At 45.6% G+C, this 24,242-nt stretch carries 26 protein-coding genes; 19 read left to right on the top strand and 7 right to left on the bottom strand.

The window, feature by feature from the left end:
* On the top strand, nucleotides 1-298 hold a 298-nt coding region (locus tag E2R65_RS11220; protein WP_192901926.1), incomplete at its 5' end, for a transposase.
* A gap of 277 nt (nucleotides 299-575) precedes the next feature.
* On the opposite strand, the gene E2R65_RS11215 is transcribed toward E2R65_RS11220, so the two are convergent.
* On the bottom strand, nucleotides 576-2,645 hold the full coding sequence (locus tag E2R65_RS11215) for a prolyl oligopeptidase family serine peptidase (RefSeq protein ID WP_134336556.1): 2,070 nt from the start codon (nucleotides 2,643-2,645) through the stop codon (nucleotides 576-578).
* 143 nt (nucleotides 2,646-2,788) lie between these two features.
* Here E2R65_RS11215 and E2R65_RS19920 point away from each other — a divergent pair, with 143 nt between their 5' ends.
* The 13 genes from E2R65_RS19920 (at nucleotide 2,789) to E2R65_RS11155 (ending at nucleotide 13,808) form a co-directional block, all read left to right on the top strand.
* Nucleotides 2,789-2,905, top strand: coding sequence for a recombinase family protein (locus E2R65_RS19920; protein ID WP_260172318.1), 117 nt, complete (start codon nucleotides 2,789-2,791; stop codon nucleotides 2,903-2,905).
* Between the two features lie 118 nt (nucleotides 2,906-3,023).
* Complete coding sequence (locus E2R65_RS19915; RefSeq protein ID WP_308472296.1) at nucleotides 3,024-3,383, top strand: recombinase family protein; 360 nt, start codon at nucleotides 3,024-3,026, stop codon at nucleotides 3,381-3,383.
* Nucleotides 3,384-3,808: 425 nt separating this feature from the next.
* Nucleotides 3,809-4,330 (top strand): YceD family protein, encoded by a 522-nt coding sequence (locus E2R65_RS11205; RefSeq protein WP_134336555.1) that lies wholly within the window; start codon nucleotides 3,809-3,811, stop codon nucleotides 4,328-4,330.
* A gap of 17 nt (nucleotides 4,331-4,347) precedes the next feature.
* Nucleotides 4,348-4,539 (top strand): 50S ribosomal protein L32, encoded by a 192-nt coding sequence (rpmF, locus tag E2R65_RS11200; RefSeq protein WP_082855913.1) that lies wholly within the window; start codon nucleotides 4,348-4,350, stop codon nucleotides 4,537-4,539.
* Nucleotides 4,540-4,554: 15 nt separating this feature from the next.
* The gene (gene plsX / locus E2R65_RS11195; protein ID WP_134336554.1) at nucleotides 4,555-5,493 is read left to right on the top strand and encodes a phosphate acyltransferase PlsX; all 939 of its coding nucleotides are present in this window, start codon (nucleotides 4,555-4,557) and stop codon (nucleotides 5,491-5,493) included.
* An 11-nt stretch (nucleotides 5,494-5,504) separates the two neighbouring features.
* Complete coding sequence (locus E2R65_RS11190) at nucleotides 5,505-6,494, top strand: beta-ketoacyl-ACP synthase III (protein WP_134336553.1); 990 nt, start codon at nucleotides 5,505-5,507, stop codon at nucleotides 6,492-6,494.
* A gap of 156 nt (nucleotides 6,495-6,650) precedes the next feature.
* The gene (accB, locus tag E2R65_RS11185; protein ID WP_134336552.1) at nucleotides 6,651-7,130 is read left to right on the top strand and encodes an acetyl-CoA carboxylase biotin carboxyl carrier protein; all 480 of its coding nucleotides are present in this window, start codon (nucleotides 6,651-6,653) and stop codon (nucleotides 7,128-7,130) included.
* Nucleotides 7,131-7,222: 92 nt separating this feature from the next.
* Nucleotides 7,223-8,557, top strand: coding sequence for an acetyl-CoA carboxylase biotin carboxylase subunit (gene accC, locus E2R65_RS11180; protein WP_134336551.1), 1,335 nt, complete (start codon nucleotides 7,223-7,225; stop codon nucleotides 8,555-8,557).
* Nucleotides 8,558-8,629: 72 nt separating this feature from the next.
* A complete protein-coding gene (gene tatC / locus E2R65_RS11175) occupies nucleotides 8,630-9,487 on the top strand; it encodes a twin-arginine translocase subunit TatC (RefSeq protein ID WP_134336550.1) in 858 nt (285 codons plus the stop codon).
* Nucleotides 9,488-9,672: 185 nt separating this feature from the next.
* Nucleotides 9,673-10,110 (top strand): ribose 5-phosphate isomerase B, encoded by a 438-nt coding sequence (gene rpiB / locus E2R65_RS11170; protein WP_134336549.1) that lies wholly within the window; start codon nucleotides 9,673-9,675, stop codon nucleotides 10,108-10,110.
* 30 nt (nucleotides 10,111-10,140) lie between these two features.
* Nucleotides 10,141-11,724, top strand: coding sequence for a M28 family peptidase (locus E2R65_RS11165; RefSeq protein ID WP_134336548.1), 1,584 nt, complete (start codon nucleotides 10,141-10,143; stop codon nucleotides 11,722-11,724).
* Nucleotides 11,725-11,859: 135 nt separating this feature from the next.
* Nucleotides 11,860-13,242, top strand: a complete 1,383-nt coding sequence (locus E2R65_RS11160) for a LutB/LldF family L-lactate oxidation iron-sulfur protein (protein WP_134336547.1) — start codon at nucleotides 11,860-11,862, stop codon at nucleotides 13,240-13,242.
* Between the two features lie 17 nt (nucleotides 13,243-13,259).
* Entirely contained in the window at nucleotides 13,260-13,808 is a 549-nt protein-coding gene (locus tag E2R65_RS11155) for a dihydrofolate reductase family protein (protein ID WP_134336546.1), read from the top strand.
* A 275-nt stretch (nucleotides 13,809-14,083) separates the two neighbouring features.
* Here E2R65_RS11155 and E2R65_RS11150 read toward each other — a convergent pair whose 3' ends face one another.
* Complete coding sequence (locus tag E2R65_RS11150; protein ID WP_158285259.1) at nucleotides 14,084-14,902, bottom strand: DUF4198 domain-containing protein; 819 nt, start codon at nucleotides 14,900-14,902, stop codon at nucleotides 14,084-14,086.
* Between the two features lie 88 nt (nucleotides 14,903-14,990).
* On the opposite strand from E2R65_RS11150, the gene E2R65_RS11145 reads away from it, so the two are divergent.
* Together E2R65_RS11145 and E2R65_RS19625 are read left to right on the top strand one after the other, a co-directional pair.
* The gene (locus tag E2R65_RS11145; RefSeq protein WP_134336544.1) at nucleotides 14,991-16,967 is read left to right on the top strand and encodes an alpha-ketoacid dehydrogenase subunit alpha/beta; all 1,977 of its coding nucleotides are present in this window, start codon (nucleotides 14,991-14,993) and stop codon (nucleotides 16,965-16,967) included.
* Nucleotides 16,968-17,095: 128 nt separating this feature from the next.
* On the top strand, nucleotides 17,096-17,266 hold the full coding sequence (locus E2R65_RS19625) for a hypothetical protein (RefSeq protein ID WP_158285258.1): 171 nt from the start codon (nucleotides 17,096-17,098) through the stop codon (nucleotides 17,264-17,266).
* Between the two features lie 177 nt (nucleotides 17,267-17,443).
* On the opposite strand, the gene E2R65_RS11140 is transcribed toward E2R65_RS19625, so the two are convergent.
* Entirely contained in the window at nucleotides 17,444-18,058 is a 615-nt protein-coding gene (locus E2R65_RS11140; RefSeq protein ID WP_134336543.1) for a SprT family zinc-dependent metalloprotease, read from the bottom strand.
* 112 nt (nucleotides 18,059-18,170) lie between these two features.
* Between E2R65_RS11140 and E2R65_RS11135 the strand changes: the two genes are divergently transcribed.
* Nucleotides 18,171-19,028 carry a hypothetical protein gene (locus tag E2R65_RS11135; RefSeq protein ID WP_134336542.1) on the top strand — a complete coding sequence of 286 codons (858 nt, stop codon included), beginning with the start codon at nucleotides 18,171-18,173 and terminating at the stop codon, nucleotides 19,026-19,028.
* 2 nt (nucleotides 19,029-19,030) lie between these two features.
* Here the strand turns inward: E2R65_RS11135 and feoB are convergent, their stop codons facing one another.
* The 4 genes from feoB to gcvH all read right to left on the bottom strand — a co-directional run bounded on the left by feoB (nucleotide 19,031) and on the right by gcvH (nucleotide 22,396).
* Nucleotides 19,031-21,145 (bottom strand): ferrous iron transport protein B, encoded by a 2,115-nt coding sequence (gene feoB / locus E2R65_RS11130; RefSeq protein ID WP_134336541.1) that lies wholly within the window; start codon nucleotides 21,143-21,145, stop codon nucleotides 19,031-19,033.
* 9 nt (nucleotides 21,146-21,154) lie between these two features.
* Nucleotides 21,155-21,370, bottom strand: a complete 216-nt coding sequence (locus tag E2R65_RS11125; protein WP_134336540.1) for a FeoA family protein — start codon at nucleotides 21,368-21,370, stop codon at nucleotides 21,155-21,157.
* Nucleotides 21,371-21,612: 242 nt separating this feature from the next.
* Nucleotides 21,613-22,008, bottom strand: a complete 396-nt coding sequence (locus E2R65_RS11120) for a VanZ family protein (RefSeq protein WP_134336539.1) — start codon at nucleotides 22,006-22,008, stop codon at nucleotides 21,613-21,615.
* Nucleotides 22,009-22,015: 7 nt separating this feature from the next.
* Nucleotides 22,016-22,396, bottom strand: coding sequence for a glycine cleavage system protein GcvH (gcvH, locus tag E2R65_RS11115; protein WP_134336538.1), 381 nt, complete (start codon nucleotides 22,394-22,396; stop codon nucleotides 22,016-22,018).
* 143 nt (nucleotides 22,397-22,539) lie between these two features.
* Between gcvH and E2R65_RS11110 the strand changes: the two genes are divergently transcribed.
* Both E2R65_RS11110 and E2R65_RS11105 read left to right on the top strand, forming a co-directional pair.
* Nucleotides 22,540-23,121 carry a DUF4142 domain-containing protein gene (locus E2R65_RS11110; RefSeq protein WP_134336537.1) on the top strand — a complete coding sequence of 194 codons (582 nt, stop codon included), beginning with the start codon at nucleotides 22,540-22,542 and terminating at the stop codon, nucleotides 23,119-23,121.
* Between the two features lie 100 nt (nucleotides 23,122-23,221).
* Nucleotides 23,222-24,238 (top strand): Gfo/Idh/MocA family oxidoreductase, encoded by a 1,017-nt coding sequence (locus tag E2R65_RS11105; RefSeq protein WP_134336536.1) that lies wholly within the window; start codon nucleotides 23,222-23,224, stop codon nucleotides 24,236-24,238.
* Nucleotides 24,239-24,242: the final 4 nt, after the last annotated feature.

Here is a 24,242-nt window from a genome sequence, read left to right as displayed (position 1 = left end):
CCAGGCACAGAACTGCCATAACTGTCCCATGCGGGGCGTGTGTCATAGCGGACAAGGCAACCGGATCGTTGAGGTGAACCATTTGCTCAGAGAGCACAAGCAGGCAGCAAAACAAAGATTGAATACCGAACAGGGTATCAAATACCGGAAGCGAAGGCCTGCCGATGTAGAACCGGTGTTCGCCCAACTCAAGCATAACCATGGTTTCAGGCGCTTCCTGCTGAAAGGGATGTCCAAAACAGAGGTCGAAATAGGGTTATGGTCTATCGCCCATAACCTTAGAAAATGGAAAGCGTAAGCTTTTAGCTCCTTTTTCCCCTGAAAAACGCTCTTAGCACCGATCAGAAACTACTTTTCTGTACAATAGGGCTGCGTTCTCTAATAAACCAATAAAAATATATTAATAAAAAAAACCGCCTCATAATTGCTTATGAGACGGCCTCTATTGTATGGCTACAGCTTTCAGCTACAGTAAGCTTATCTGCAATTGGCAGGTAGCAATCCCCCGACTTGGCATGTAATTACTCATGTGTAGAAATTACTGCTTAAGCCGTAGCAGCCATGCTTTGTATTATCTACATCCCCAACTGGTTCATCACATATTCAAAAATAAACGTCCAGTTTTCTATGGCTTGCTGGGTGCTTTGGCCGCTGCCGTGGCCGCTGTCAAAATCCATGTGGAGGATGATAGGGCTGGTTTGGCCGGGATTGTTTTGCAGGGCAGCCACAAACTTTTTGGCGTTCATGGGGTCAACCCGGGTATCATTGGCGCCGGCGGTTACCAGCATAGGCGGCACATTTACACCCATACGGATATTTTGATAAGGCGAATACCGCAGTAACCATTTAAACTGCTCTGCATTTTCTGATGAGCCGTATTCCGGGATCCAGTAACGGGCTATCAGGAATTTGTGGTAGCGCAACATATCCAGTAACGGCACCTCGCATACAATGGCTTTAAACAGATCTGGCCGTTGTGTTGCTGCTGCACCCATCAGCAGCCCGCCATTACTGCCGCCCAGGGCAACTATTTTGCTTTCGGTGGTGTATTTTTGTTTGATCAGCCATTCTGCGCAGGCATAAAAATCATCGAAGCTGTTTTGTTTCTTAGCCAGCATCCCGTCCAAATGCCATTGTTCGCCAAACTCATCGCCTCCGCGGATGCCCGCATTTACCACAATACCACCCGCCTGGATGAACGGCGCATAAAAGCCGAAATAGCCCGGTTTAATACCCGATTGGAAACCACCATAAGCCGTTAACAGCACCGGGTTATTGCCATCCATCTTGATATCCTTTCGGTGTACTACAAATGCGGGTACCCGGCTACCGTCTTTACTGGTGTAAAATTTGATCTCGCCGGTTATCTGGCTCATATCAACAGGCAATTGCCGCTGGTAAAACAGCTTCCACTTATAATCTTTTGGCGAAGCAACGTAGGTTTTTGGGGTGGATGTGAAAGTTACGAGCGAGATGTATAGCTTATCCTCCTCCCGATCGTAACTTATGCCGCCTATGCTGCCTTGCTCTGGTAATGGCATAGCGCGCAGTTTTTTACCATCCAGGTTATAAATGGTTAAGCGGCTCTCAATATCCTTTTTATCCTGTACAATAATGCTGTTTTTGGTAACCACGTAAGCCTCCATTACCGTTTTACTTTCAGGGATAAGCACTTTCCAGTTTTTGTAATCGGGGTTTAGCTTATCGGCCAGCATCAATTTGCTGTTAGGCGCGTTATCGTTGGTTTTAATATATAGCCGGTTGCCAATAGCCTCCGGATAGGCCTGAAATTTTTTACTATTATATATCAGCTTGCCTTCTTTTAAACTGCCGGTAGGGCGCATACGCAGGCTATTAGAATAAAAATCGCCTTCGCCGCTAAAGGTTACATCGCTATAGCGGTTATCATAAATAAAATAGCTGTTTTGTGCATCCTTAGTAGTGCCAACAAAAGTTGCTTTCTCTATCGGGTCGCCAACTTTAAGGTAGTAGGTTTTCAGCGGGCGTTGTTTATCCACATCTTCCTGGCTGCGCAGGGTAACGTAGGCATGCTGCTGATCCTGCGCCCAGTCAAAACCACTGGTGTTGGTAATAGGGTCATGAATTTGCTTGCCGGTACGGGTATCAATAAAATAAACCGTATTTACCTCGGCCCCGCTTTTTTGGGCGCTGATGGCGGCACGTTCACCGTCGTAGGTATAGCTGGTGCCGCTGGTAGAGATCTTGCCTTCCGCATCCAGCGTCACAGGGTCCCATATCAGGGTCTTTTTGCCATCAATAATGGTGTAGATCTTATACTGCTTATCGCCCTTCTTTTTCACCGTCTGAAAAACGCGTTTACCCACGGTGTTCAGCGGACCTTCGTAATCCATGTTCAGGTAGGCCGCAATCTTCTCTTTCAGATCGGGGTGTGTTTTCTGGGTTTTTGAAAGATATTCAACGCCATAATCGTGTTGCTTTTTGGTCCATTCAATAACGTCTTCGTTCTTTTTATCTTCCAGCCAGCGGTAATTGTCGGTTAATTGTACCCCATGCAGGGTATCAACAACGGGTTTAGCTTTAGTTTTTGGCGGGTCGAATTTATGCTGTGCGTTTGCGGCCATAGCGGCGGTAGTAATTAAGGTGAGTAGCAGGGTACGTTTCATCAGGTAACGATAAGGTGCAAGCTAAGATAGCTAATATCGGCTAAATTAAAACCCTCCTATACCTGTTAAAAAATCGCCTATGTTTATTTTATGCAGCTTTGGTTTAAATTACACAGTATATCAATTTAACTAAACAGATCATTATGACCTACGGCTACATCAGGGTAAGTACCGACAAGCAAACGGTAGAAAACCAACGTTTCGAGATCAATCATTTTTGCCAGAACAGCGCACGTTTTGTAGATAAATGGATTGAATAAACTATTTCAGGCTCAAAAGAACTCAAAGACCGCAAACTGGGCAAACTTTTAAAAAAGATGAAGAGAGGGGACATCTTAATTTGTTCTGAACCTATCCAGGCTTGGTAGAAACCTATTGATGATCATGGGCATTTTAAACGAATGCATGAATAAGGAAATAGAGGTTTGGACGATAAAGGATAACTATAGCCTTGGCAGCGACATTAATTCAAAAGTTTTGGCATTCGCATTTGGACTTTCAGCAGAGATCGAGCGAAACTTAATATCACAACGTACTAAAGAGGCCCTTGCCCGTAAAAAAGCAGAAGGTGTAATTCTTGGCCGGCCCAAAGGGCGTAAATCCTCAAAAACAAAACTCCCAGGTCAGGAAAAACGCATCAAAGAGCTGCTTGACAAAAATGTTTCCTACAGCGCTATCGGCCGTATATTGGGTGTTCCCCGTTTAACAGTATCATCTTTTGTAAAAGCAGCAGTTTAACATTACGGCGTGTTTGGGTAAGCGCCCCCGGCAGGTTACAATTACAACCGGCATACCACAAGGCGCGAAGTATCGCGCCTCTACAACAGCAACAAACGTAGAAACGTGATACTTCGCGTCTCCCGGCAGATAGGTAACTCGCGCCAGGAATTAAAGCGCACAGGCAGCAGCAATACATAATTCCCTCCCACGGGAGGGTTAGGGAGGGGTTATGCATCAGATCGGCATTACGGCTAAACCCCTCCCTGCCATTACACTATCCACCGCGCCCCTCCCCGGGGAGGGAATGAAAACCTGCCCGCACCCCACACCCGCAGCACCTCCGCGCCCTTTTACAAGCCCTGTTAATAACCCTAAAATCAATTAAAAAAAACACTTTCCTGATTTAAGAAATTTACCTACATTTGCGGGCTAATTGTTGCTCATTGAAATCGCTAAAAACATATTCAATCCCTTTTACCGGCTTAAAGCTGGGTAAACATTATTTTGAATACGAAATAAACGATGCCTTTTTTGCTGAGTTTGAGTATTCATTGGTGAAAAAAGCCAACCTTATTTGTAAGGTGGAACTGGATAAGCAGGAAACAATGCTGATCCTGAACTTTGACATTACCGGCACTGTAAATGCCACATGCGACAGGTGTTTGGCCGATTATCTGCAACCGGTGGATATTCACGAGCAGCAGATAGCCCGCTTTACCGAAGAGGAAATGAGCGAGGACGACGAGATAATTACCCTGGGCAAAAACGATCATGAGATTGATGTTGCCGGGCTGATATATGAATATGTGAACGTTGCGCTGCCGTTTATTGCACAATGCAGTAACCAGGGCGATGGTAAACAGTGTGACGAAGAAATGCTGGCCAACTTAAACAAGTTTGCGGCAAAGGATGAACAAACCGAGAGCACCGACCCGAGATGGGAAGCTCTCAAAAAATTAAAATAATATAATAACTAAAAGTTATGGCACACCCAAAACGGAAAATTTCGAAATCAAGAAGAGATAAACGCAGAACGCACTACAAAGCTGAAGCGCCTACTTTAACCACCTGCCAAACTACTGGTGCGGTACACTTGCCACACCGTGCTTACACTGTTGATGGTAACGTTTACTTCAACGGAAAAATTCTTATAGAAAAAGCAGTTGCAGTATAAGTTTAATTTTCTGAAATGAAGATTGGCTTAGATATTATGGGCGGTGATTTCGCCCCCAAGGCAGCAGTTTTAGGGGCAATTGAAGCTTGTAAAGTTTTATCTGCCGGGCAAAAGCTTGTGCTGATAGGCGACAAGGAAATTGCCCTCACTATTCTTCAGGAAAATAATTTTAGCCCCGATAACTTTGAGTTTGTACATACAACCGAAGTTATTGGCATGGGCGAACACCCCACCAAGGCTATTGTACAGAAACCCAATTCCAGCATTGCGGTAGGTTTTAACCTGCTTAAAGAAGGCGCCCTACAGGCCTTTTCTTCGGCAGGTAATACGGGCGCTATGCTGGTAGGCAGTATGTTCAGCGTAAAAACCATCCCCGGTGTGATACGCCCCGCCATGACAACCATTGTACCCAAACTTAAAGGCGGTTTGGGTATTATTTTGGATGTTGGCGCCAATGCCGATTGCAAGCCCGATGTGCTTTTGCAGTTTGGCGTTTTAGGCAGCCTGCTTGCCGAATCGGTTTACGGCATCCCCAACCCGCGGGTTGCACTGATGAACATCGGCGAGGAGGAGGAAAAAGGCAATATGCTTGCCCTGGCCACCTACCCGCTAATGAAAGATACCAAACTGTTTAACTTTGTGGGTAACGTAGAGGGGCGCGACCTGTTCGAGGATAATAACGATGTTGTTGTTTGCGATGGTTTTACGGGTAACGTTATTTTGAAGCTTGCCGAATCTTTTTACGTCATCACCCTGAAGAAAAGATTGAAGGACGAGTTTTTTGACCGTTTTAATTACGAGCAGTATGGCGGCAGCCCCATTTTAGGTGTGAACGCCCCGGTTGTTGTTGGCCACGGCATCTCCAGCCCCGAGGCGATCAAAAACATGGTGCTGCTATCCAGAAACATGATAGAAACCAACCTTATTGACAAAATTAAACTGGCTTTTCAGTAAAAAAATATAGAATGAGCAAAATTACTGCTGCTATTACCGCTGTTAATGGTTACGTGCCCGAGTACGTATTAACTAACCAGGAGCTGGAAACAATGGTGGAAACCAACGACGAGTGGATCACGAGTCGTACCGGCATCAAAGAGCGCAGAATATTAAAAGGCGAAGGCCTGGGCACCTCAGATATGGCCGTACCGGCTGTACAGGGCCTGCTTAAAAAGCGTGGTATCAGCGCAGAAGAGATTGATCTGATCATCTTTTGCACCACCACACCCGATTTGCCCTTCCCGGCAACCGCAAACATCCTTGCACATAAAATTGGCGCTAAAAACGCCTGGGGGTACGATCTGCAGGCGGCATGCTCCGGCTTTATATTTGGCCTGGCTACCGGCGCACAGTTTATAGAAAGCGGCAAGCACAAAAAAGTTTTAATAGTGGGCGGCGATAAAATGTCGTCTATCATCAATTACGAAGACCGCGCTACCTGTATCATATTTGGCGATGGCTGCGGCTGCGCCCTGCTGGAGCCCAACACCGAGGGCCTGGGTATTGTAGATTCGGTACTAAAAAGCGACGGGGCGGGCTCGCATCTGCTGTTCCAAAAATCGGGCGGTTCGGTTAGCCCCGCCTCGCACGAAACCGTTGCCAACAAAGAGCATTTTGCTTACCAGGAAGGCCAGGCCGTGTTTAAATTTGCCGTTACCAACATGGCCGAGGTTGCCGCCGAAGTAATGGAGCGCAACCACCTTGTAGCCGATGATATTGCCTGGCTGGTACCGCACCAGGCCAACAAACGCATTATTGATGCTACCGCCAACCGTACCGGCATCAGCGCTGATAAGGTGATCGTAAACATCGAGCGTTATGGTAACACCACCAACGGCACCATCCCCCTTTGTTTATGGGAATGGGAAAGCAAGTTTAAAAAAGGTGATAACCTGATATTAGCTGCTTTTGGCGGCGGGTTTACCTGGGGCTCTATTTATTTAAAATGGGCGTATTAACAGCTGTGCGTATTTTAAATATGCAGATATGCAGATTTTTAAATAAAACATCTTAAAATTGTACGTGTTAATTAATTAAATTCATCAAAATCATCTGCACATCTGCACATTTGCATATCTGCACATTAATTACATCCAAACCAATTATCGCTTACTATGGATATTAAACAGATTCAGGACCTTATACGCTTCGTTTCAAAATCGGGCGTAAACGAAGTTTCTATCGAGCAGGAAAATTTTAAGATCACGATAAAAACCAACGAAGCGCCTACCTACGTAAACGCTTCTATCCCGGCGCCACAGCCGCTTGCTGCTGCCGCTGCGCCGCAGCCCAGCCTTCCTGTAACCGCAGCCCCGGCTGCCGAAGCTGCGCCGGCCGTTGCCGATACCTCTAACCTCATTACCGTAAAATCGCCGATGATAGGTACCTTTTACCGTTCGTCATCACCAGATAAACCGCTGTTTGTTAACGTGGGCGATGAAATAAGCACCGGCAGCGTACTGTGCATTATCGAAGCCATGAAACTGTTTAACGAGATCGAGTCTGAAGTATCAGGCCGTATTGTTAAAGTACTGGTAGATAACGCATCACCGGTTGAATACGACCAGCCATTATTTTTAGTAGAACCTAAATAGATGTGCTAATGTGCAGATATGCGGATGTGCAAATTGGCGCACCCATATTCATCTGCACATCCGCACATTTGTAATTTGCACATCTAAAAGCCATGTTTAAAAAAATATTAATAGCTAACCGAGGCGAAATTGCCCTGCGAATTATTCGCACCTGTAAAGAAATGGGCATTAAAACCGTAGCTGTGTACTCCACCGCCGATCGTGATAGCCTGCATGTGCGCTTTGCAGATGAGGCCGTTTGTATTGGCCCCCCTCCAAGCCGCGACTCTTACCTCAATATCCCCAACATCATATCGGCTGCCGAATTAACCAACGCTGATGCGATACACCCGGGCTATGGGTTTTTATCAGAAAATGCCAAGTTTTCGGCCATTTGTGCCGAATACGGGATCAAATTTATCGGCGCCACTGCAGATCAGATCAACAGGATGGGCGATAAGGCATCGGCCAAAGAAACCATGAAAAAAGCCGGTGTGCCTATTGTGCCCGGTTCTGAAGGTTTGCTGGAGAGTGTTAAACAAGGCATTGGTTTAGCCAACAAAATTGGCTACCCTATTATACTAAAGGCAACTGCCGGTGGCGGTGGCCGTGGTATGCGTATTGTTTGGAAAGACGAAGAATTTGAGAATGCCTGGGATAGCGCCCGTGCAGAATCCGGCGCGGCCTTTGGTAACGACGGCCTGTACCTGGAAAAATACGTGCAGGACCCGCGCCACATCGAGATACAGGTTGTGGGCGACCAGTACGGCAAAGTTTGCCACCTGTCTGAACGCGACTGCTCTATTCAGCGCCGCCACCAGAAGCTGGTAGAAGAAGCGCCATCGCCCTTCATGACAGAAAAATTGCGTAAACGCATGGGCGAGGCTGCCATTAAAGGCGCCAAAGCCGTTAAATACGAAGGTGCCGGTACGGTAGAGTTTTTGGTTGATAAAGACCGCAACTTCTACTTTATGGAGATGAACACCCGGATCCAGGTAGAGCACCCGGTTACCGAAGAGGTGATCAATTTCGACCTGATCAAAGAACAGATAAAAGTTGCAGCAGGCATCCCTATCTCGGGTAAAAACTACGAGCCAACCATGCACGCCATCGAGTGCCGCATCAACGCCGAAGATCCAGCCAACAATTTCCGCCCTTCGCCGGGTAAAATAACTAACTTCCATTCGCCGGGCGGCCATGGGGTACGTGTAGATACGCATGTTTACAGCGGCTACGTGATCCCGCCAAACTACGATTCGATGATAGCCAAGGTTATCTGCATGGCCCAAACCCGCGATGAGGCTTTGGCCACTATGGAGCGTGCCTTAAGCGAGTTTGTTATCGAAGGGGTAAAAACAACCATTCCGTTCCATTTAAAATTGCTTAAAGACCCCAACTTCCGCGCGGGTAATTTTACCACTAAGTTCATGGAAACGTTCGAATATTAATATTTAAACAATCCTAACGGGTTCATACAACGTAAATAGCATTCCGGCGTTAATATTGCCTACCATAACTAAATGAGCGATAACAAAATAATTAAAGCAATAAAAGAGAAAGGCCAGACGATGGAGGCCGAAATGTCGTTCTTTGACCACCTGGAGGCCCTGCGCTGGCACCTGGTGCGGGCGGCCATTGCGATTGTTATTTTTACCTGTGCTGCTTTTTACTTTTACGATTTCATCTTCGAAACCATCATCATGGGCCCGTCCAAGCCAAGTTTCTGGACGTATCGTATGCTATGCAAACTGGGCGATTACCTGCACCGCGACGGCTTTTGCATCAACAAGATCAATATCAGCCTGCTGAATACCGAGATGGCCGGGCAGTTTACCCTGCAGATCAACTCGGCACTTCTTATCGGCATCACCCTAGGCTTCCCCTACCTGCTTTGGGAACTATGGCGCTTCATCAGGCCTGCCCTGCACGAAAAAGAGCGTAAGGCGGCATCGGGTTTTGTTATTTACGCCACCTTTTTGTTTCTGTTAGGTGTATTGTTCGGATACTATGTGATCACGCCCGAGTCGATTAACTTTTTGGCCGGCTACACCGTGAGTACGCAGATAGAGAATAAATTCTCTATTGATTCTTACCTTTCATCCGTTTCTACCTTAACGCTGGCTACCGGTATCGTATTTGAGCTGCCGATAATTGTGTATGTATTATCATCATTAGGTATCCTTACCGCCAAATTTATGCGCGAAACCAGGCGTTATGCTGTTGTGGTGATATTGATAATTGCGGCTGTTGTAACCCCAACGCCGGATATGATGACTATGCTGGTAGTAAGTGTCCCGCTGTTTATTTTATACGAGGTAGGTATAGTAGTTGCCGCTGTGGTAGATAAACGCAGAAAAGCCCGCGAAGAAGCCCTATAGATTATTAATTATACCCGATAACGTACATCCAATAGCAAATGCTTAACACAGTATTTGCTATTGGATGTTTTGTTTTATAGTGAATTGCTTTGAGCCTTCATTTATATTTTTCATTTACACTACCCTGTTCAATTCTAACAAAATCTTTACCTTCGACAACACAATTAAATTTTAAATTTGAGCTGATGAAAACCGGGTTAACTATTGCTATTGGTGCAGACCATGCGGGCTTTGATTATAAACAGGCCATTTTGGGCATGTTTGGTACCGATATTACCTTTAAAGATTTTGGCACCTACTCGTCTGAATCTGCCGATTATCCTGATTTTGCCCACCTGGTAGCCAACGCCGTAGAACAGGGCGAGGCCGATTACGGCTTTTTACTTTGCGGCAGCGCCAACGGCGTAGCCATGACAGCCAATAAGCACCAGGGTATCCGCGCCGCTATTTGCTGGAAACCGGATGTAGCCGTCCCCGCACGTACGCATAACGATGCCAATGTACTATGCATCCCGGCGCGCCATGTATCTTTAGCGGATACCCGAATCATCATCGAAACCTTCCTGACAGAGGAGTTTGAAGGCGGGCGCCATGCCACCCGTGTAAATAAAATAAGCTGCTAACAACCACATTAATTACACACATAAATTTAAATGAAGAAATTATCATTATGGATCACCGGTGTTGCCATCAGTACGGCTGCCTGTGCCCAGCAAAACCCAACCGCGCTTAAATATGGCAACGTTATTAATGTAACGGATGCTAAAAAACACCTCAGCATCCTGGCGTCTGACGAGTATGAAGGCCGCGAAACCGGCAAGCCCGGCGCCGAAAAGGCTGCCAACTACATTGCTGCCGAGTTTAAAAGATTAGGCCTGCAGGCACCCGTAAATGGCTCGTACTTTTTAGATGTGCCTTTAACAGAAAATATAGTTAATGTTGGCGCCCTAACCATTAACGGCCAGGCTTTTAATAATTGGAAAGACTTTGTTTACCAGGGTTCTGCCGAAACAAAGGTTGCCGGCAGCGATATTGTATTTGTTGGCTTTGGCACCCCGGATGAATTAGCAGGTATTGATATTACCGGCAAAGTGGTGCTTTGGATAAACGAGGACAAACCTGAAACCGGCAAAACGCCAAACACAAGCTACCGCATGAGCGAAGGCCGCAGGGCTATTGTAAAAGCAATGCAGGATAAAAAACCATTACTGATATTAGCCGCTAACGAAGGTATTGCAACCATACTTGCACGTTTCAACGGTAAAAACCCGAGTGGTGGCGGTGGCCAGTTAACCATTAAAAAAACCGGTGCCGATGCAGCAAAAAACACAGCAGCCCCATTATTTATTGTAAACGGCCTGGTTGCCGATGCTGCTTTAAAAACAACCGGAAAAACTTTTGCCGTGCTTAAAGAGGCTGCTAAAACCACTAAACAATCGCAGGTTGTTAAGGCTACGGCAGATGTAGCGATAACTGTTACTGCCAAAGATGTTAAAGCGGTTGATGTTTTAGGTTACATGCCGGGTAAAGACCTTAAACTGAAAAACGAAGTACTGGTATTCTCTGCCCATTACGATCACATTGGTTTAAACCCCGACCCGAACGCGAAGGATAAAGTAAATAACGGTGCCGATGATGATGGTTCTGGTACTACCGGCGTTTTAGAGATTGCCCGTGCATTCTCTAAAGCACAAAAAGAGGGCAAAGGCCCGCGCCGCAGTGTTTTATTCCTGGCCAATGTAGGCGAAGAAAAAGGCCTGCTGGGTTCTGAGTGGTACACCGATCATCCGGTTTATCCGCTGGCCAACACCATTGCCGATCTAAACATTGATATGATAGGCCGTGTTGGTGAAGAGTACATCGGCAAGCCCGATTCTGCCAACTATGTATATTCTATCGGTTCGGCCATGTTAAGTTCAGATCTGCATAAAATTGGCGAAGCTGCGAATAACAACTATACCAAAATGAAACTGGATTACAAATATGATGATCCTAACGATCCTAACCGTTTCTACTACCGCTCAGATCATTATAACTTTGCCCGTTACGGCGTGCCTATTATATTTTACTTTAACGGTGTACATGCCGATTACCACGGCCTTGGCGATGAAGTAAGCAAGATCAATTTCCCGCTGCTGGTTAAACGTGCGCAGCTGGCATTTTTTACCGGCTGGGAATTAGCTAACCGCGATACTCGCCCCGTAGTAGATGTTAAAACACCTGCGTCAACAAAATAATTTATCATACCTATAAACAGTAAAAGCGGCTTATGGCCGCTTTTACTGTTTATAAATACCTTAACAGGGTTAACATATTACAGTAATTTTAACTCACTATTAAAACTGTTAATTGCTTTGTTTAATTTCGCATCAATGGGAAACACTGCTGAGGAATTTCTGGTAGCGTCTGAAGAGAAGGCATTTGAGGCAGATCATCGCCGTATCATCAATAATAGCATTGATAAATACGAAAATGCGTTTGAAAAAGGCCTGTCGCGGATGATCAACCTGGATAATTCTAAAAAAAAGGGGCATGTCATCAAATGGAAGGTGATGGAAAACCTGGATAAGTTTTTGCCCGAGTTCGAATCTAACTTTTTAAAGCGCGGCGGTAAGGTGATATGGGCTAACGATGCCGAAGAAGCCAACCGCGAGATCCTGAACATCATCCAAAAAGCCGGTGCCAAAACGGTTATCAAATCAAAATCAATGGCTACCGAAGAAATTCATTTGAATGAGTTTCTGGAAAAGAACCACATTGAATCGATAGAGAGCGACCTGGGCGAATACATTCTGCAGCTGCTTGGCCAAAAGCCCTACCATATTGTTACCCCGGCCATGCATTTATCTAAAGAGGATATTGCCCGGCTTTTTAACCAAAAGTTTGGCACCCCGCTGGATCTTACGCCCGAGCAGCTCACCCAAAAAGCCCGCGAATTGCTGCGCGAAAAATACCTGCAGGCCGATGTAGGCATTACCGGCGCCAATTTTTTGATTGCCGATACCGGCAGTATCTCTATCAGCGAGAATGAGGGCAACGGGCGCTTAACCACAACCTTCCCCAAGATACAGATAGCTGTGGTAGGGATAGAAAAGATCATCCCCTCCATAACCGATCTTGACCTGTTTTGGCCTATGCTGGCCACGCATGGCACCGGGCAAAATATAACGGTTTACAACACCATATTAAGCGGCCCCCGCCAGCCCAACGAAACCGACGGCCCCGAAGAAATGTATGTAGTACTGCTGGATAACGGCCGCACCAGCCTGCTGGCCCAAAAAGAACAGCGGCAGGGCTTATACTGCATCCGCTGCGGTGCCTGCCTTAACGTATGCCCGGTTTACCAAAATATTGGCGGCCACACTTATGAGACCACTTACAGCGGCCCTATAGGCTCGGTAATAACCCCGCACATGCGCGGCATGGAAGAGTTTAAACACCTTAGCTACGCATCAAGCCTGTGCGGCAAATGTACCGAGGTTTGCCCCGTTAAAATAGATATTCATAAAATGCTGCTGCTTAACCGCCGCGATGCGGTGAACGACGGGCTGGTGGCCACCAAAGAAAAATGGGGCTGGGCCGCCTGGAAAAAAGCCATGCTTAAACGCAGCCTTACCGATTTTTTTAGCGGCAAAACCAAAAACTTTTTCATGAAGCTTTTCTTCAAAAAATCATGGGGCGCACAAAGGGAAATGCCGCAGGTATCTGCAAAATCGTTTAGTCAGCAATGGAAAGAGGGCAACCGCCCCGAATAAATTTATAAGCCAAAAACATGCGTAAAGTGATCTTGAACCTGGCCATGAGCCTTGATGGTTTTATTGAAGGCCCCAACGGGGAATATGATTGGTGCCTTACCGACCAGGATTACGGCATGGAGGCTTTTTTTGCAAACACCGATACCCTGTTTATCGGCCGCAAAAGTTTCGACATGATCCGTGCCGATACGGCTATGTTCCCCATTAAAAAGATTTACGTTTTTTCGGATACGATAGTTAAACAGCCCGGCGAAACTTTCCACATCATCCCATCTGCCGGTTTTGATGCCGCAGTGGCAGAAATTATGGATACGGATGGCGGCGATATCTGGCTGTTCGGCGGTGCCGAAATCATCTCGGCCTTTATGAATAAGCGCATGGTAAGCGAGCTGTTGCTATCCATTCATCCTGTTATATTAGGTGAAGGCAAACCGTTGTTTAAAGATATTAAAGACCGCGTTGGGCTAATATTTATGGGCCAGCAAGCCTATGATACCGGCCTGCTGCAGGTACGCTACGAGTTAAAACCCTGGTTCGACCCGGAGAAGCTGCAGTTTTTAGGATAAGCTCTTTATCCGTGCCATAAATGGGACGGCAATGATTTTTATCTTAAACAACAACGGATACTATTGGGTTATTTATTAATTCCCTCCTTGGGGAGGGGTGCGGATGATCTGTGTAATGGCAGGGAGGGGTTATGCGTCCTCTTATCCGTCCCATAAATGGAATAGCAATGATTTTATCTTAAACAACAATGTGGAACACACAAACATCATTGCCGTTGGCTTCAGTCAACGGATAACAAACAATCAATTTTCGGGCTTTAGCCCAACATAGCTAATTAATGCTTGTCGCCAAAGCCAAACTCTTTATAAGTGTTCGGCGCATCATCATTGTTACTAAAAGCGAAGGTATAGCTGGCTACCCATGTTTCGTAATCGGCATCCTTACCTTTAGATGCTTCGAACTTGGTAGCCCTTAGCAGGTAAATGCCTTCGCGGCTAACCGTAAAATAAACTTTCCCCTGGGCATCACTTAGCAGTTTTTGCGGGTACACATTGCCCGATGCGGTTTTAATATACAGCATTACCTGCCCTGCAAACGGTTTGCCTTTAAAGTTCACTACGGCAGTTATATCATCGCCATAGTTCAATTTGTATGGGTTACGTTTCAGGATGATCTCAAAATCATCGTTCAGTATCTTTTCGTAAGCATTGCCGCCGCCGTTATCCACCGTAACAAGCGCTTTAAGGTAGCGGTTGTATTTTTCGGTAAAGTTTAAGGCATTGCTGTTTTTCAGTTTATCGGCAATATCATCATAACCCTGCTCGGTAAGGTAGGGTAAAAAATCCTCGCGGGGTATATCGTTCAGTTCGTTACTGTTTAGCTGCACCATTACCAGCCCGCTGTTTGCCACGGCATAAGTTAGCAGCGGCGATGCATCATTTTTGGTCACTGCTGCCAGGTCGTCTTTTTTAGATCCGTCGTACACCATAAACTTTGTGGTTTGCGCCTTGGTGTAGGGTACTTCCCGGTCTTTCACCAGGTTTTCGCCCGATAGCAGGTGCAGGTTAAGTTTATCCCCTTTATGCAGATAAAAGTTTTCGGGCATCAAAAAATGGTCGGGTATAAAAGCTACCAAACCAAAAAATGCAAACATAATAAGTATTCTAACGTACAATTGCTTCATAGCGAAAAGATGGATTGTTCAAACATACAAAGTTTTAAAAACTTCTTAGCTTTACCCGATGATTTTTAACCGTAAAAATATAGATAACGACGGATTGATAACGTTTTATAAGAAACTGTTATTGCCCCGCCTGGTTGAAGAGAAGATGTTAATTCTGCTGAGGCAGGGGCGCATCGGCAAATGGTTTTCGGGCATTGGCCAGGAGGCTATCGCCGTGGGCAGCACGCTGGCCCTTAATGATGATGAATACATCCTGCCCATGCACCGTAACTTAGGTGTTTTTACCTCGCGCAATATCCCTGTTTCGCGGTTAATGGCCCAATGGCAGGGCAAGCTATCGGGCTTTACCAAAGGCCGCGACCGCTCCTTTCATTTTGGCACGCAACAGTATAAGATCATCGGCATGATATCGCACCTGGGCCCGCAGCTGGCCCTGGCAGATGGTATAGCCCTGGCCGATAAATTAAATAACGATAAAAAAGTAACGCTGGTTTATACCGGCGAAGGCGCTACCAGCGAGGGCGATTTTCATGAGGCGCTGAATATTGCAGCCGTGTGGGACCTGCCCGTTATATTTATAATAGAAAATAACGGTTACGGCCTTAGCACCCCTACCAACGAACAATACCGCTGCGCCAACCTGGTTGATAAGGCGGCAGGCTACGGCATGGAAGGCCGCCGAATTGACGGCAACAACGTGCTGGAAGTTTACCACACCATTAAAGAACTGGCCGAAGAGATGCGCGAAAAACCGCGGCCTGTGCTGATAGAATGTATGACATTCAGGATGCGTGGGCACGAGGAAGCATCGGGCACCAAATACGTTCCGGATGAATTATTTGAGGAGTGGAAAAAGAAAGACCCGCTGGATTGCTTTGAAAAATATTTGCTTGACGAGGGCGTGCTGCGTACCGAGTGGGTGCCTTATTTAAGAAATGAATTTACCGCGCTGATTGATGCCGAGGTAGAAAAGGTTTTTAACGAACCCGATATTATACCGCATGTAAAAACAGAAGAGCAGGCGATGTACCGCCTGTTTAATACCCCCGATCATCGCGTATCTGATGTGAGCACCAATAAGCGCTATATTGATGCTATAAGCGATGGCTTAAAGCAAAGTATGCGCATGCACCCCAACCTGGTAATAATGGGCCAGGATATTGCCGAGTATGGCGGCGCCTTTAAAATAACACAGGGCTTTGTAGAAAAATTTGGTAAAGACAGGGTGCGCAATACACCCATCTGCGAATCGGGCATTGTGGGCACGGCCATGGGGCTGGCCATAAACGGCTACAAAGCGGTTGTAGAAATGCAGTTTGCCGATTTTGTAACCTGCGGCTTTAACCAGATCATCAACAACCTGGCTAAAACCTATTACCGCTGGGGCCAAACGGCCGATGTGGTGATACGGATGCCGGCAGGCGGCGGCAGCGGCGCAGGGCCATTCCACTCGCAAACCAACGAAGCCTGGTTTACCAAAACGCCGGGCCTTAAAGTAGTTTATCCCGCCTTTCCGGATGATGCCAAAGGCCTGCTGATGGCCGCTATAGACGACCCTAACCCCGTAATGTATTTTGAGCACAAAGGCCTTTACCGCAGCATTAGCGGCAACGTGCCCGATGAGGATTATTACGTAGAAATAGGCAAGGCTAAAATTGTGCGCGAAGGCACCAAAGCCAGCATCATTACCTTTGGGCTTGGTGTGCACTGGGCTTTAGAGTATGCAGATAAGCACCCCGATCAATCTATAGAGATACTGGACCTGCGCAGCCTGCAGCCCTGGGATAAGGAGGCCGTTGTAAGAACGGTACACAAAACATCAAAGGTGCTGGTGCTGCATGAAGATACGCTTACCAGCGGCTTTGGCGGCGAGATTGCGGCTTATATAGGCGAACATTGCTTTAAACACCTGGATGCACCGGTAATGCGCTGCGCCAGCCTGGATACCGCCATCCCCATGAACAAAGCGCTGGAAGACCAGTTTATGGCCAAAGCAAGGCTGGCAGAAGTAATGGATGCTTTGTTGAAATTTTAGGTATCTTAGTATTATACTAACGTTAGAAGAAATATATGCATTAGACCCCAATCAGCGTTATATTGATGAGGTAGCCGGGTGGGGGGCCGCTTATTAGAAGAAATCATCAAACCGTTAAACGCTTTGTGATGCCATTATTAGTTGTTGTTGGCGGCCCGAATGGTTCAGGAAAAACAACACTGGCTTCTCATTTAATAGCGAAAGGCAGAATCAAAACCTATATTATCAATCCTGATAACATCGCTATAAAAGAATTTGGAAATTATCTTTTCCACGTAAAGCGGCCAGGGCTGCTTTAGAGAAAAGAAGAACGGCGATTAAGCAAAAGAACTTAGTTAAACATATTAACTTGTTTGACCAGGTTTACCTTTATGATAATTCAGGTGCTATGCGTTCAAGGGTTGCCATTTTTAAAAACGGCCAACTCATTTGGTTAAATACAAAACATAAAATCATTTATTTTACCGCGGGTTATTTTAACGTTCCCCTATTATCTCAACTTCGGCAACTGGGCTAAACAGGTAAATACGGCGGGTACTTATTTCGATGCATTTGTAGCGCTTGCGCAGTTTTTCCTGTTTGCGAAATACGCGCCCGTCCTTAAGCTTAAACAGGGCGTTTAAAGGCAGTTTTTCTACCGTGTGCACAGATTCCTTCGGCGCATCGTACTTACGCAGCGAGCGGTATAGCGTAAGGTCTGAGCAGCTGGAAGCAGCGGGGTTATCCAGATAGTTACTGATAGCCTGCCTTACATCCGGCGGAAACACCTCCTTATCAAAAAAGGGCTGCATCATCTTCTTAAAATTACGCTTCCATTCTATACCGTGCGGCCTGGCCTTTTGCTTATGCTCGTTCCAGGTATGCAGGTGTGCAAACTCGTGCACAGTGGTCACCAAAAAAGCATATGGGTTAAGGTCGAAATTTACAGAGATGCGGTGGCCTTTGCCATCATATGGCGCGCGGTAATCGCCAAACTTGGTACCGCGATTGCGCGAAATTTTAAACTCGCATTTAAAGTGATCTATCCAGCGGCCAATAAGCGGCGCCGCATCCGGCGGAAGATACTGTGCTAATACTGTTACTTTATCCAATTTTTACCCCGATATAAATATTAGTGCCTAATCTTATAAAATAATTACAATGTTAGCAAATACACGTATATTGCTGATAGTTAATTAGTTTTATAACCTAAACCCATTTCTTATGACAACTAAATCTTCTACAAAAAGAGATCTTTTTGATTATGCCGATATAATTGTAAAGATACTAAGCGGCGGCATATTAGTTATTGTTTCCTTTATATTAAAGTATAATAATGACTTAAAGGAACATGAAAACGCCTTAATTGAAAAAGAAAACCAATTAAAACAGCAAGTAGTAGGCAACTCCCTTAAATACGGTGAATTTACCAAAACGCTGATGAATGATCTTCTCACAAAAGACGATACCCACTTTAGAAGCGATATTGCCCTGATCACATTAAACCGCACCATTGGTAATGATAATAAACAATTAGTTGCAGACCTTGGCGCAAGGCTGATTGAAAGCTATATAAGCGAAAAAGCGTATAAAAACAAAGACGCAGTGGATAGGGACCAGAGTGGGATGAAAAGCGTTTTAAAAATCATCAAAGAACGCGATAACAGCACTTACCTTATGGCATTGCAACTCGTATCTGCATACAACCCCAGGCTAACACAATCAAAACCTAACACTACTGTAGTAAACAGTATTACAGACCAATCCTGGGCAAAAATCACGCTTATACAAGCACCCGCAATTGTATTTATGCAGGTGAATAAAAACACCATCGAGGCGGATGAAAAAACCGACAAACTACAAGGTATATTAAAAGCTAATAAATTTACCGTACCTGCAAAAGAGGTAGTAACTAAATCTACCTTTAAAAATATGGTGAAGTACTATTATGAAGAAGACAGGCCGGCAGCCGAAAAAATACGGGCCCTCTCTAAAAATTATTTGGCAGATGCCATTACCCTGGTAAAAAGGGATGACCCGAAAGCACGTAAAGGGCTTATTGAACTATGGTGCAACTATTAATGTTATTTCAACAAATGATACACTAAAAACGCAGCCCCATAGGCAAGCACCGTCATGTAAGCAAACTGGGCGGCAGGCCAGCGCCAGTCTTTGGTTTCGCGGTAAACTACGGCTACGGTGCTGGCACATTGCATGGCAAAGGCGTAAAACATCATCAGCGAAAATGCTACGGCAAGCGTAAATACGGGGCGGCCGGTATTGGGGTTGCGGGCATTGCGCATTTTATCCTGTACGGAGTCTATGCGGTCGGCATCGCCCTCTACACTGTAAATAGTAGCCATGGTGCCTACAAATACCTCGCGGGCGGCAAATGAAGTGATGAGCGCTATGCCTATCTTCCAATCAAACCCCAGGGGTTTTATCACCGGCTCTATAACATGCCCTAATACACCGGCATAAGAGTTTTCCAGTTTTTCGGTAGATATTACACGCGCAAGGCTGTCTGCGGTCATCGTTTTGGTGAATTGCGGCTGCTGGTATTTCTGCTCTATTTTTTCGAAACGATTACCGGGGCCGTATGACGACAGCACCCATAGTATCACCGATACGGCTATGATCACCTTGCCGGCTTCCAGCACAAAGGTTTTAGATCGCTCGTACATCGAAAACAGCATGTTGTTCCACCTGGGCATGCGGTACACCGGCAGCTCCATAATAAAGTATCCCCGCTCGCGGGCCTTTAAAACAAATTTCATTACATAGGCAACAATCACCGCCGATACTAAACTGAGCACATACATACCTGTTAAGGCCAGCCCCTGCAGGTTAAAGATCCACCAAACATTTTTATTAGGCACCACCAGGGCTATCAGCAGCGTATAAACCGGTAAGCGGGCAGAGCAGGCTACCAATGGCGTAACCATAATGGTGATCATCCTGTCCTTCCAGTTCTCGATGGTGCGGGTGCTCATGATAGAGGGTACCGCGCAGGCAAACCCGCCTATCAGCGGCACTACCGATTTGCCGTTAAGCCCAACCTTCCGCATGATCTTATCCATCATAAACGTAACGCGCGACATGTAGCCCGTATCTTCCAAAATGGATATAAAGGCAAACAGAATAGCTATCTGCGGTATAAATACCAATACACCGCTCAACCCGGCCACTACGCCGTCAATCAGCAAATTGGCCAGCGGGCCGGCGGGCAATACATTTCTTAAAATACCCTCTATCCACACAAAGCCTGCCTCGATAAGCGACATGGGGTATTCCGACCAGGCAAAAATGGATTGGAACATGAACAGCAGCACCCCGATAAAAATAACAAAACCGAAAACCTTGTGGGTAAGCACCTTATCTATTTTATTACTAACAGATTCGTCATGCGCGGTTACCGGCGTTTTAACCGTATCATAAAGTACATCGTTGATGTAATTATACCGTGCAATGGTTTCGGCGGCCTGTGCCTTTTGGGTGTGGAAACCGTGCTCTTTCTCCAGCTCCTCTATGCGGCTGCTTTGGGCAGGGGTCAAAAATTTTAAATGCTCGTGCTGGTGGGCAAGCTGCAGGGCAAAATATGGGTTATCGGCAGGCAGTTCATTACTTATGGCCGTTATCAATTCCGGGGCTATGCCCTTTACATCTATACTGCTTTGCTGCAGGGCAAATTTGTTGGCATAAGATATAGCGGCTTTTAACTCGCCAATGCCTTCCAGCCTGCGGGCCGATACGGGGATGATAGGCACACCCAGCTTTTGGGCCAATTTATCGATATCTATCCGGATGCCCGCCTTTTTTGACAGGTCAACCATGTTAAGGGCGATAATAACGGGAATCTTCAGATCGGCAACCTGGGTGTATAAAAGCAGGTTACGTTTAAGGTTGGTGGCATCCAGTATCACAACCACCAGATCGGGCGTTAACTCGGTATCCTTTTCGGCCAGTACAGAAAACACGATAGACTCATCCTTGCTTTTGGGGTAAAGGCTGTAAGTACCAGGCAAATCAATGATCTCGGCGCGGCGGCCATCGGGCAGTGGGCTGTATCCTATCTTTTTATCGACAGTAACCCCCGGAAAATTCCCTATTTTTTGATTTAAGCCGGTTAATGCATTAAAAAGTGTGGATTTACCGGTATTGGGGTTCCCTACAAGCGCTACTCTGATATCGGCTTTCAAATGATAATACTATTGCAAAATAATGGTTGATGCTTCAAATCTACGCAGGCTTAACTGGTAGCCCGATACCTGTATGGCAATAGGATCGCCAAGCGGGGCAATGCGCGAAACCCTTACCGGTTCGCCGGGGAGGCAACCCATCTCCATCAGCTTTACAGACATTTCCAGATCTGTAAATTCTTTTACTATCCCTGTTTCTCCTACTCCAAGCTGCTCAAGCGTCATGCCGTGTAAATTAGATTACAAATGTAGCGTTATTTAAAACAAATCCAAATAAGGGAATGTAAAGATATAGCTTAATGCGCGTTAACAGATAGAAACGGCAAGGGGCCTTGCCGGTATTATGTTAAGCCGCATTTATAGCTGTACTGCTTTTTACTTTGCCAAAATGCGGGCACTGGCAATCTTTTTTAAACAACCCGCACGAGGAAAGCGCTACAGTTATAATTAAAGCGGCTGTTAAGTATTTAACTTTTCTCATGATGGATGGCATTGCTGGTTAATAGTACGGCAAAAATACCCATGCATGCGCCAATAGTATCTGCCAGCAGGTCATTCCAGTCGCCGCTGCGCCAGGTAAAAACGCGCATCTGCAAAACTTCAATCAAGGCACCGTAGCTGATCAGCACCACCGTATTTTTCATGGCAATTTCAATCCGGATGTTGTGTGTGTTCCATTTACGGATGCTGCCCACACAATACAATACCGAAAGCACGAAAAATAAACCGCAATGCACCAGTTTATCAAAACCCGGAAAAAACATGCCGGATTTATCTGCATCGTGCAATGGCACGGCACATATAATTAAAATAAATAGGGCCCACAAAATTGCAGACCCGTAATATTTAAGTGTTGTATTCATTTATCAATTAGTGGCCTATAACACCTTTGTACGCATCAGCATCCAAAAGGTTGGCGGCATCAGCCGGGTTGGCCAGTTTAATCTTCACCATCCAGCCATCGCCGTAAGGGTCGGAATTTACCAGCTCGGGCTGGCTATCTAACAATTTGTTTACTTCCAGTATGCTGCCGTCCACCGGCATAAACAGGTCAGATACTGTTTTAACAGCCTCTACCGTACCAAATACAGCTTCTTTGGTAACATCCTGCCCAACAGTATTAATATCGATGTAAACAATATCGCCTAACTCGCCCTGTGCAAACTCGGTAATACCGATGTAAGCCTCGTCGCCTTCAACCCTTATCCACTCGTGGTCGCTTGTGTATTTTAACTCTGCCGGAAAATTCATATCTGTTAATTTATGTCTTCAAAAATAATAAAACTTTAAGGTATAACAATAATATCAATAACAAACTATAAGTGCGTATATGTAAAACCAATTAGATTAATAGTTGTTAAATGTTAACTATAAAAACTAAAAATATCTACAAAATGAAAAAATTAAGTTTAGTGGCAATGATGGCTGTTGCAGCCCTATCATTCCAGGCGTGCAACAATGCCGCAAAAGACAGTAAAGAAACCGCTGATAGCGTTAATGCTGTTAAAGACACTACCACTAATGGTTCTACCGGTATTGCTGTAGACGAAGCAGATGCAAAATTTGCAACCGATGCTGCTAACGCAGGTATGGCAGAAGTTGCCGCAGGTAAATTAGCATCAGAAAAAGCGGTTAACGCACAGGTGAAAGAATTTGGCGCAATGATGGTGACAGACCATACTAAAGCTAACGAGGAGCTGATGGAAATTGCCAAGAAAAAGAACATCACCCTGCCAACCGCACCGGATGCAGACCACCAAAAAATGGCTGCTGACCTTGCTGCAAAATCAGGCAAGGATTTTGATAAAGCCTATGTTGACGCGATGGTTGACGGCCACAAAAAAGTAGCATCAATGTTAGAAGATGCTTCTAAAAATTGCAAAGATGCCGATTTGATGGCTTTTGCTACCAAAACATTGCCTACAGTTAAAGCACACTTAGCTAAAATTGAAGCAATTCAATCAACTATGAAATAAGCTTAAGCCTATTTTAAATGAAGGGGATAGGCGTATGCTTATCCCTTTTTTATTTTACAAAATTTATGTTGCTAACCGTTATAATGATAAATTTACCCTTATGGATGCACCAATAGTTACAGGCCTGATGGCCTACGGCATGTCCGGTAGGATCTTTCATGCGCCGTTCATCAGTACCAATGCGGGTTTTAACTTTAAAGGGGTGGTGGAGCGTAATGAGAAAAAAGCCGGTAAAATTTATCCGGATATTACCAGCTATCATTCCATACAGGAATTACTGAATGATGATGAGATAGAGCTGGTTATTGTAAACACCCCAAGTAATCTGCATTTTGAACACACACTTTTGGCCCTTAATGCCGGCAAACATGTATTGCTTGAAAAACCTGCCGCAGCAACTGTTGCCGAAGTGAAAGAACTTTATGATACCGCCCGCCGCCTGAACAAACACCTGATGGTTTACCAAAACCGCAGATACGACAGTGGTTTCCTGTCTACAAAAGCAGTTATAGAAAGCGGCCGGCTGGGTAATTTAATAGAAATTACCTTTAGGATGGATAGATATAAGGCTGCCATCGGTGTAAAATCTTTTAAAGAAACCAAAGGTGTGCCGGCTGGTGGCCTGGTTTACGACCTGGGTGCCCACTTAATTGATAACACGATTGCCTTATTTGGCAAGCCGTTATCATTCCATAAAACAACCGGGATGTACCGGGATGGATCTGAAGTGCCCGATTATTTCCATTACCATTTAATGTACCCAAACCAGCTGAATGTTTATTTAACATCGGGCCTGCAGATTGCAGGCGACACGCCCGGCTTTTGGGTAAACGGCACCCTGGGCAGCTTTATAAAAAACCGCAGCGATGTGCAGGAGGCCCAGTTGGACAAAGGCATGATGCCCACCGACCCTGCTTACGGCATAGAACCTTCCGGCAACGAAGGGCAACTAACCATCGTTAATATTGATAATGAAAAGTGTGTGGAAACCGTACCATCTGTAAAAGGTGATTACAACCAGATATTTGAGGCCGTTTATCATACAATACGCAATAATGCGTTATATCCTGTAACAGAAGAACACATTGCCTGGCAGCTGGAACTGCTGGAAGCTTAAACAC

The organism is Mucilaginibacter phyllosphaerae (assembly GCF_004378255.1).
Classification (GTDB): Bacteria; Bacteroidota; Bacteroidia; order Sphingobacteriales; family Sphingobacteriaceae; genus Mucilaginibacter; species Mucilaginibacter phyllosphaerae.
This window is presented reverse-complemented; position numbering and strand designations above follow the sequence as displayed.

Bases quoted from the DNA above. Each gene is read 5' to 3' on its own strand.
- E2R65_RS11215 (WP_134336556.1), bottom strand. From the start codon at position 2,645: ATGAAACGTACCCTGCTACTCACCTTAATTACTACCGCCGCTATGGCC.
- E2R65_RS19920 (WP_260172318.1), top strand. From the start codon at position 2,789: ATGACCTACGGCTACATCAGGGTAAGTACCGACAAGCAAACGGTAGAA.
- E2R65_RS19915 (WP_308472296.1), top strand. From the start codon at position 3,024: ATGATCATGGGCATTTTAAACGAATGCATGAATAAGGAAATAGAGGTT.
- rpmF (WP_082855913.1), top strand. From the start codon at position 4,348: ATGGCACACCCAAAACGGAAAATTTCGAAATCAAGAAGAGATAAACGC.
- plsX (WP_134336554.1), top strand. From the start codon at position 4,555: ATGAAGATTGGCTTAGATATTATGGGCGGTGATTTCGCCCCCAAGGCA.
- E2R65_RS11190 (WP_134336553.1), top strand. From the start codon at position 5,505: ATGAGCAAAATTACTGCTGCTATTACCGCTGTTAATGGTTACGTGCCC.
- accB (WP_134336552.1), top strand. From the start codon at position 6,651: ATGGATATTAAACAGATTCAGGACCTTATACGCTTCGTTTCAAAATCG.
- accC (WP_134336551.1), top strand. From the start codon at position 7,223: ATGTTTAAAAAAATATTAATAGCTAACCGAGGCGAAATTGCCCTGCGA.
- tatC (WP_134336550.1), top strand. From the start codon at position 8,630: ATGAGCGATAACAAAATAATTAAAGCAATAAAAGAGAAAGGCCAGACG.
- rpiB (WP_134336549.1), top strand. From the start codon at position 9,673: ATGAAAACCGGGTTAACTATTGCTATTGGTGCAGACCATGCGGGCTTT.
- E2R65_RS11165 (WP_134336548.1), top strand. From the start codon at position 10,141: ATGAAGAAATTATCATTATGGATCACCGGTGTTGCCATCAGTACGGCT.
- E2R65_RS11160 (WP_134336547.1), top strand. From the start codon at position 11,860: ATGGGAAACACTGCTGAGGAATTTCTGGTAGCGTCTGAAGAGAAGGCA.
- E2R65_RS11155 (WP_134336546.1), top strand. From the start codon at position 13,260: ATGCGTAAAGTGATCTTGAACCTGGCCATGAGCCTTGATGGTTTTATT.
- E2R65_RS11150 (WP_158285259.1), bottom strand. From the start codon at position 14,902: ATGTTTGCATTTTTTGGTTTGGTAGCTTTTATACCCGACCATTTTTTG.
- E2R65_RS11145 (WP_134336544.1), top strand. From the start codon at position 14,991: ATGATTTTTAACCGTAAAAATATAGATAACGACGGATTGATAACGTTT.
- E2R65_RS19625 (WP_158285258.1), top strand. From the start codon at position 17,096: ATGCCATTATTAGTTGTTGTTGGCGGCCCGAATGGTTCAGGAAAAACA.
- E2R65_RS11135 (WP_134336542.1), top strand. From the start codon at position 18,171: ATGACAACTAAATCTTCTACAAAAAGAGATCTTTTTGATTATGCCGAT.
- E2R65_RS11125 (WP_134336540.1), bottom strand. From the start codon at position 21,370: ATGACGCTTGAGCAGCTTGGAGTAGGAGAAACAGGGATAGTAAAAGAA.
- E2R65_RS11120 (WP_134336539.1), bottom strand. From the start codon at position 22,008: ATGAATACAACACTTAAATATTACGGGTCTGCAATTTTGTGGGCCCTA.
- gcvH (WP_134336538.1), bottom strand. From the start codon at position 22,396: ATGAATTTTCCGGCAGAGTTAAAATACACAAGCGACCACGAGTGGATA.
- E2R65_RS11110 (WP_134336537.1), top strand. From the start codon at position 22,540: ATGAAAAAATTAAGTTTAGTGGCAATGATGGCTGTTGCAGCCCTATCA.
- E2R65_RS11105 (WP_134336536.1), top strand. From the start codon at position 23,222: ATGGATGCACCAATAGTTACAGGCCTGATGGCCTACGGCATGTCCGGT.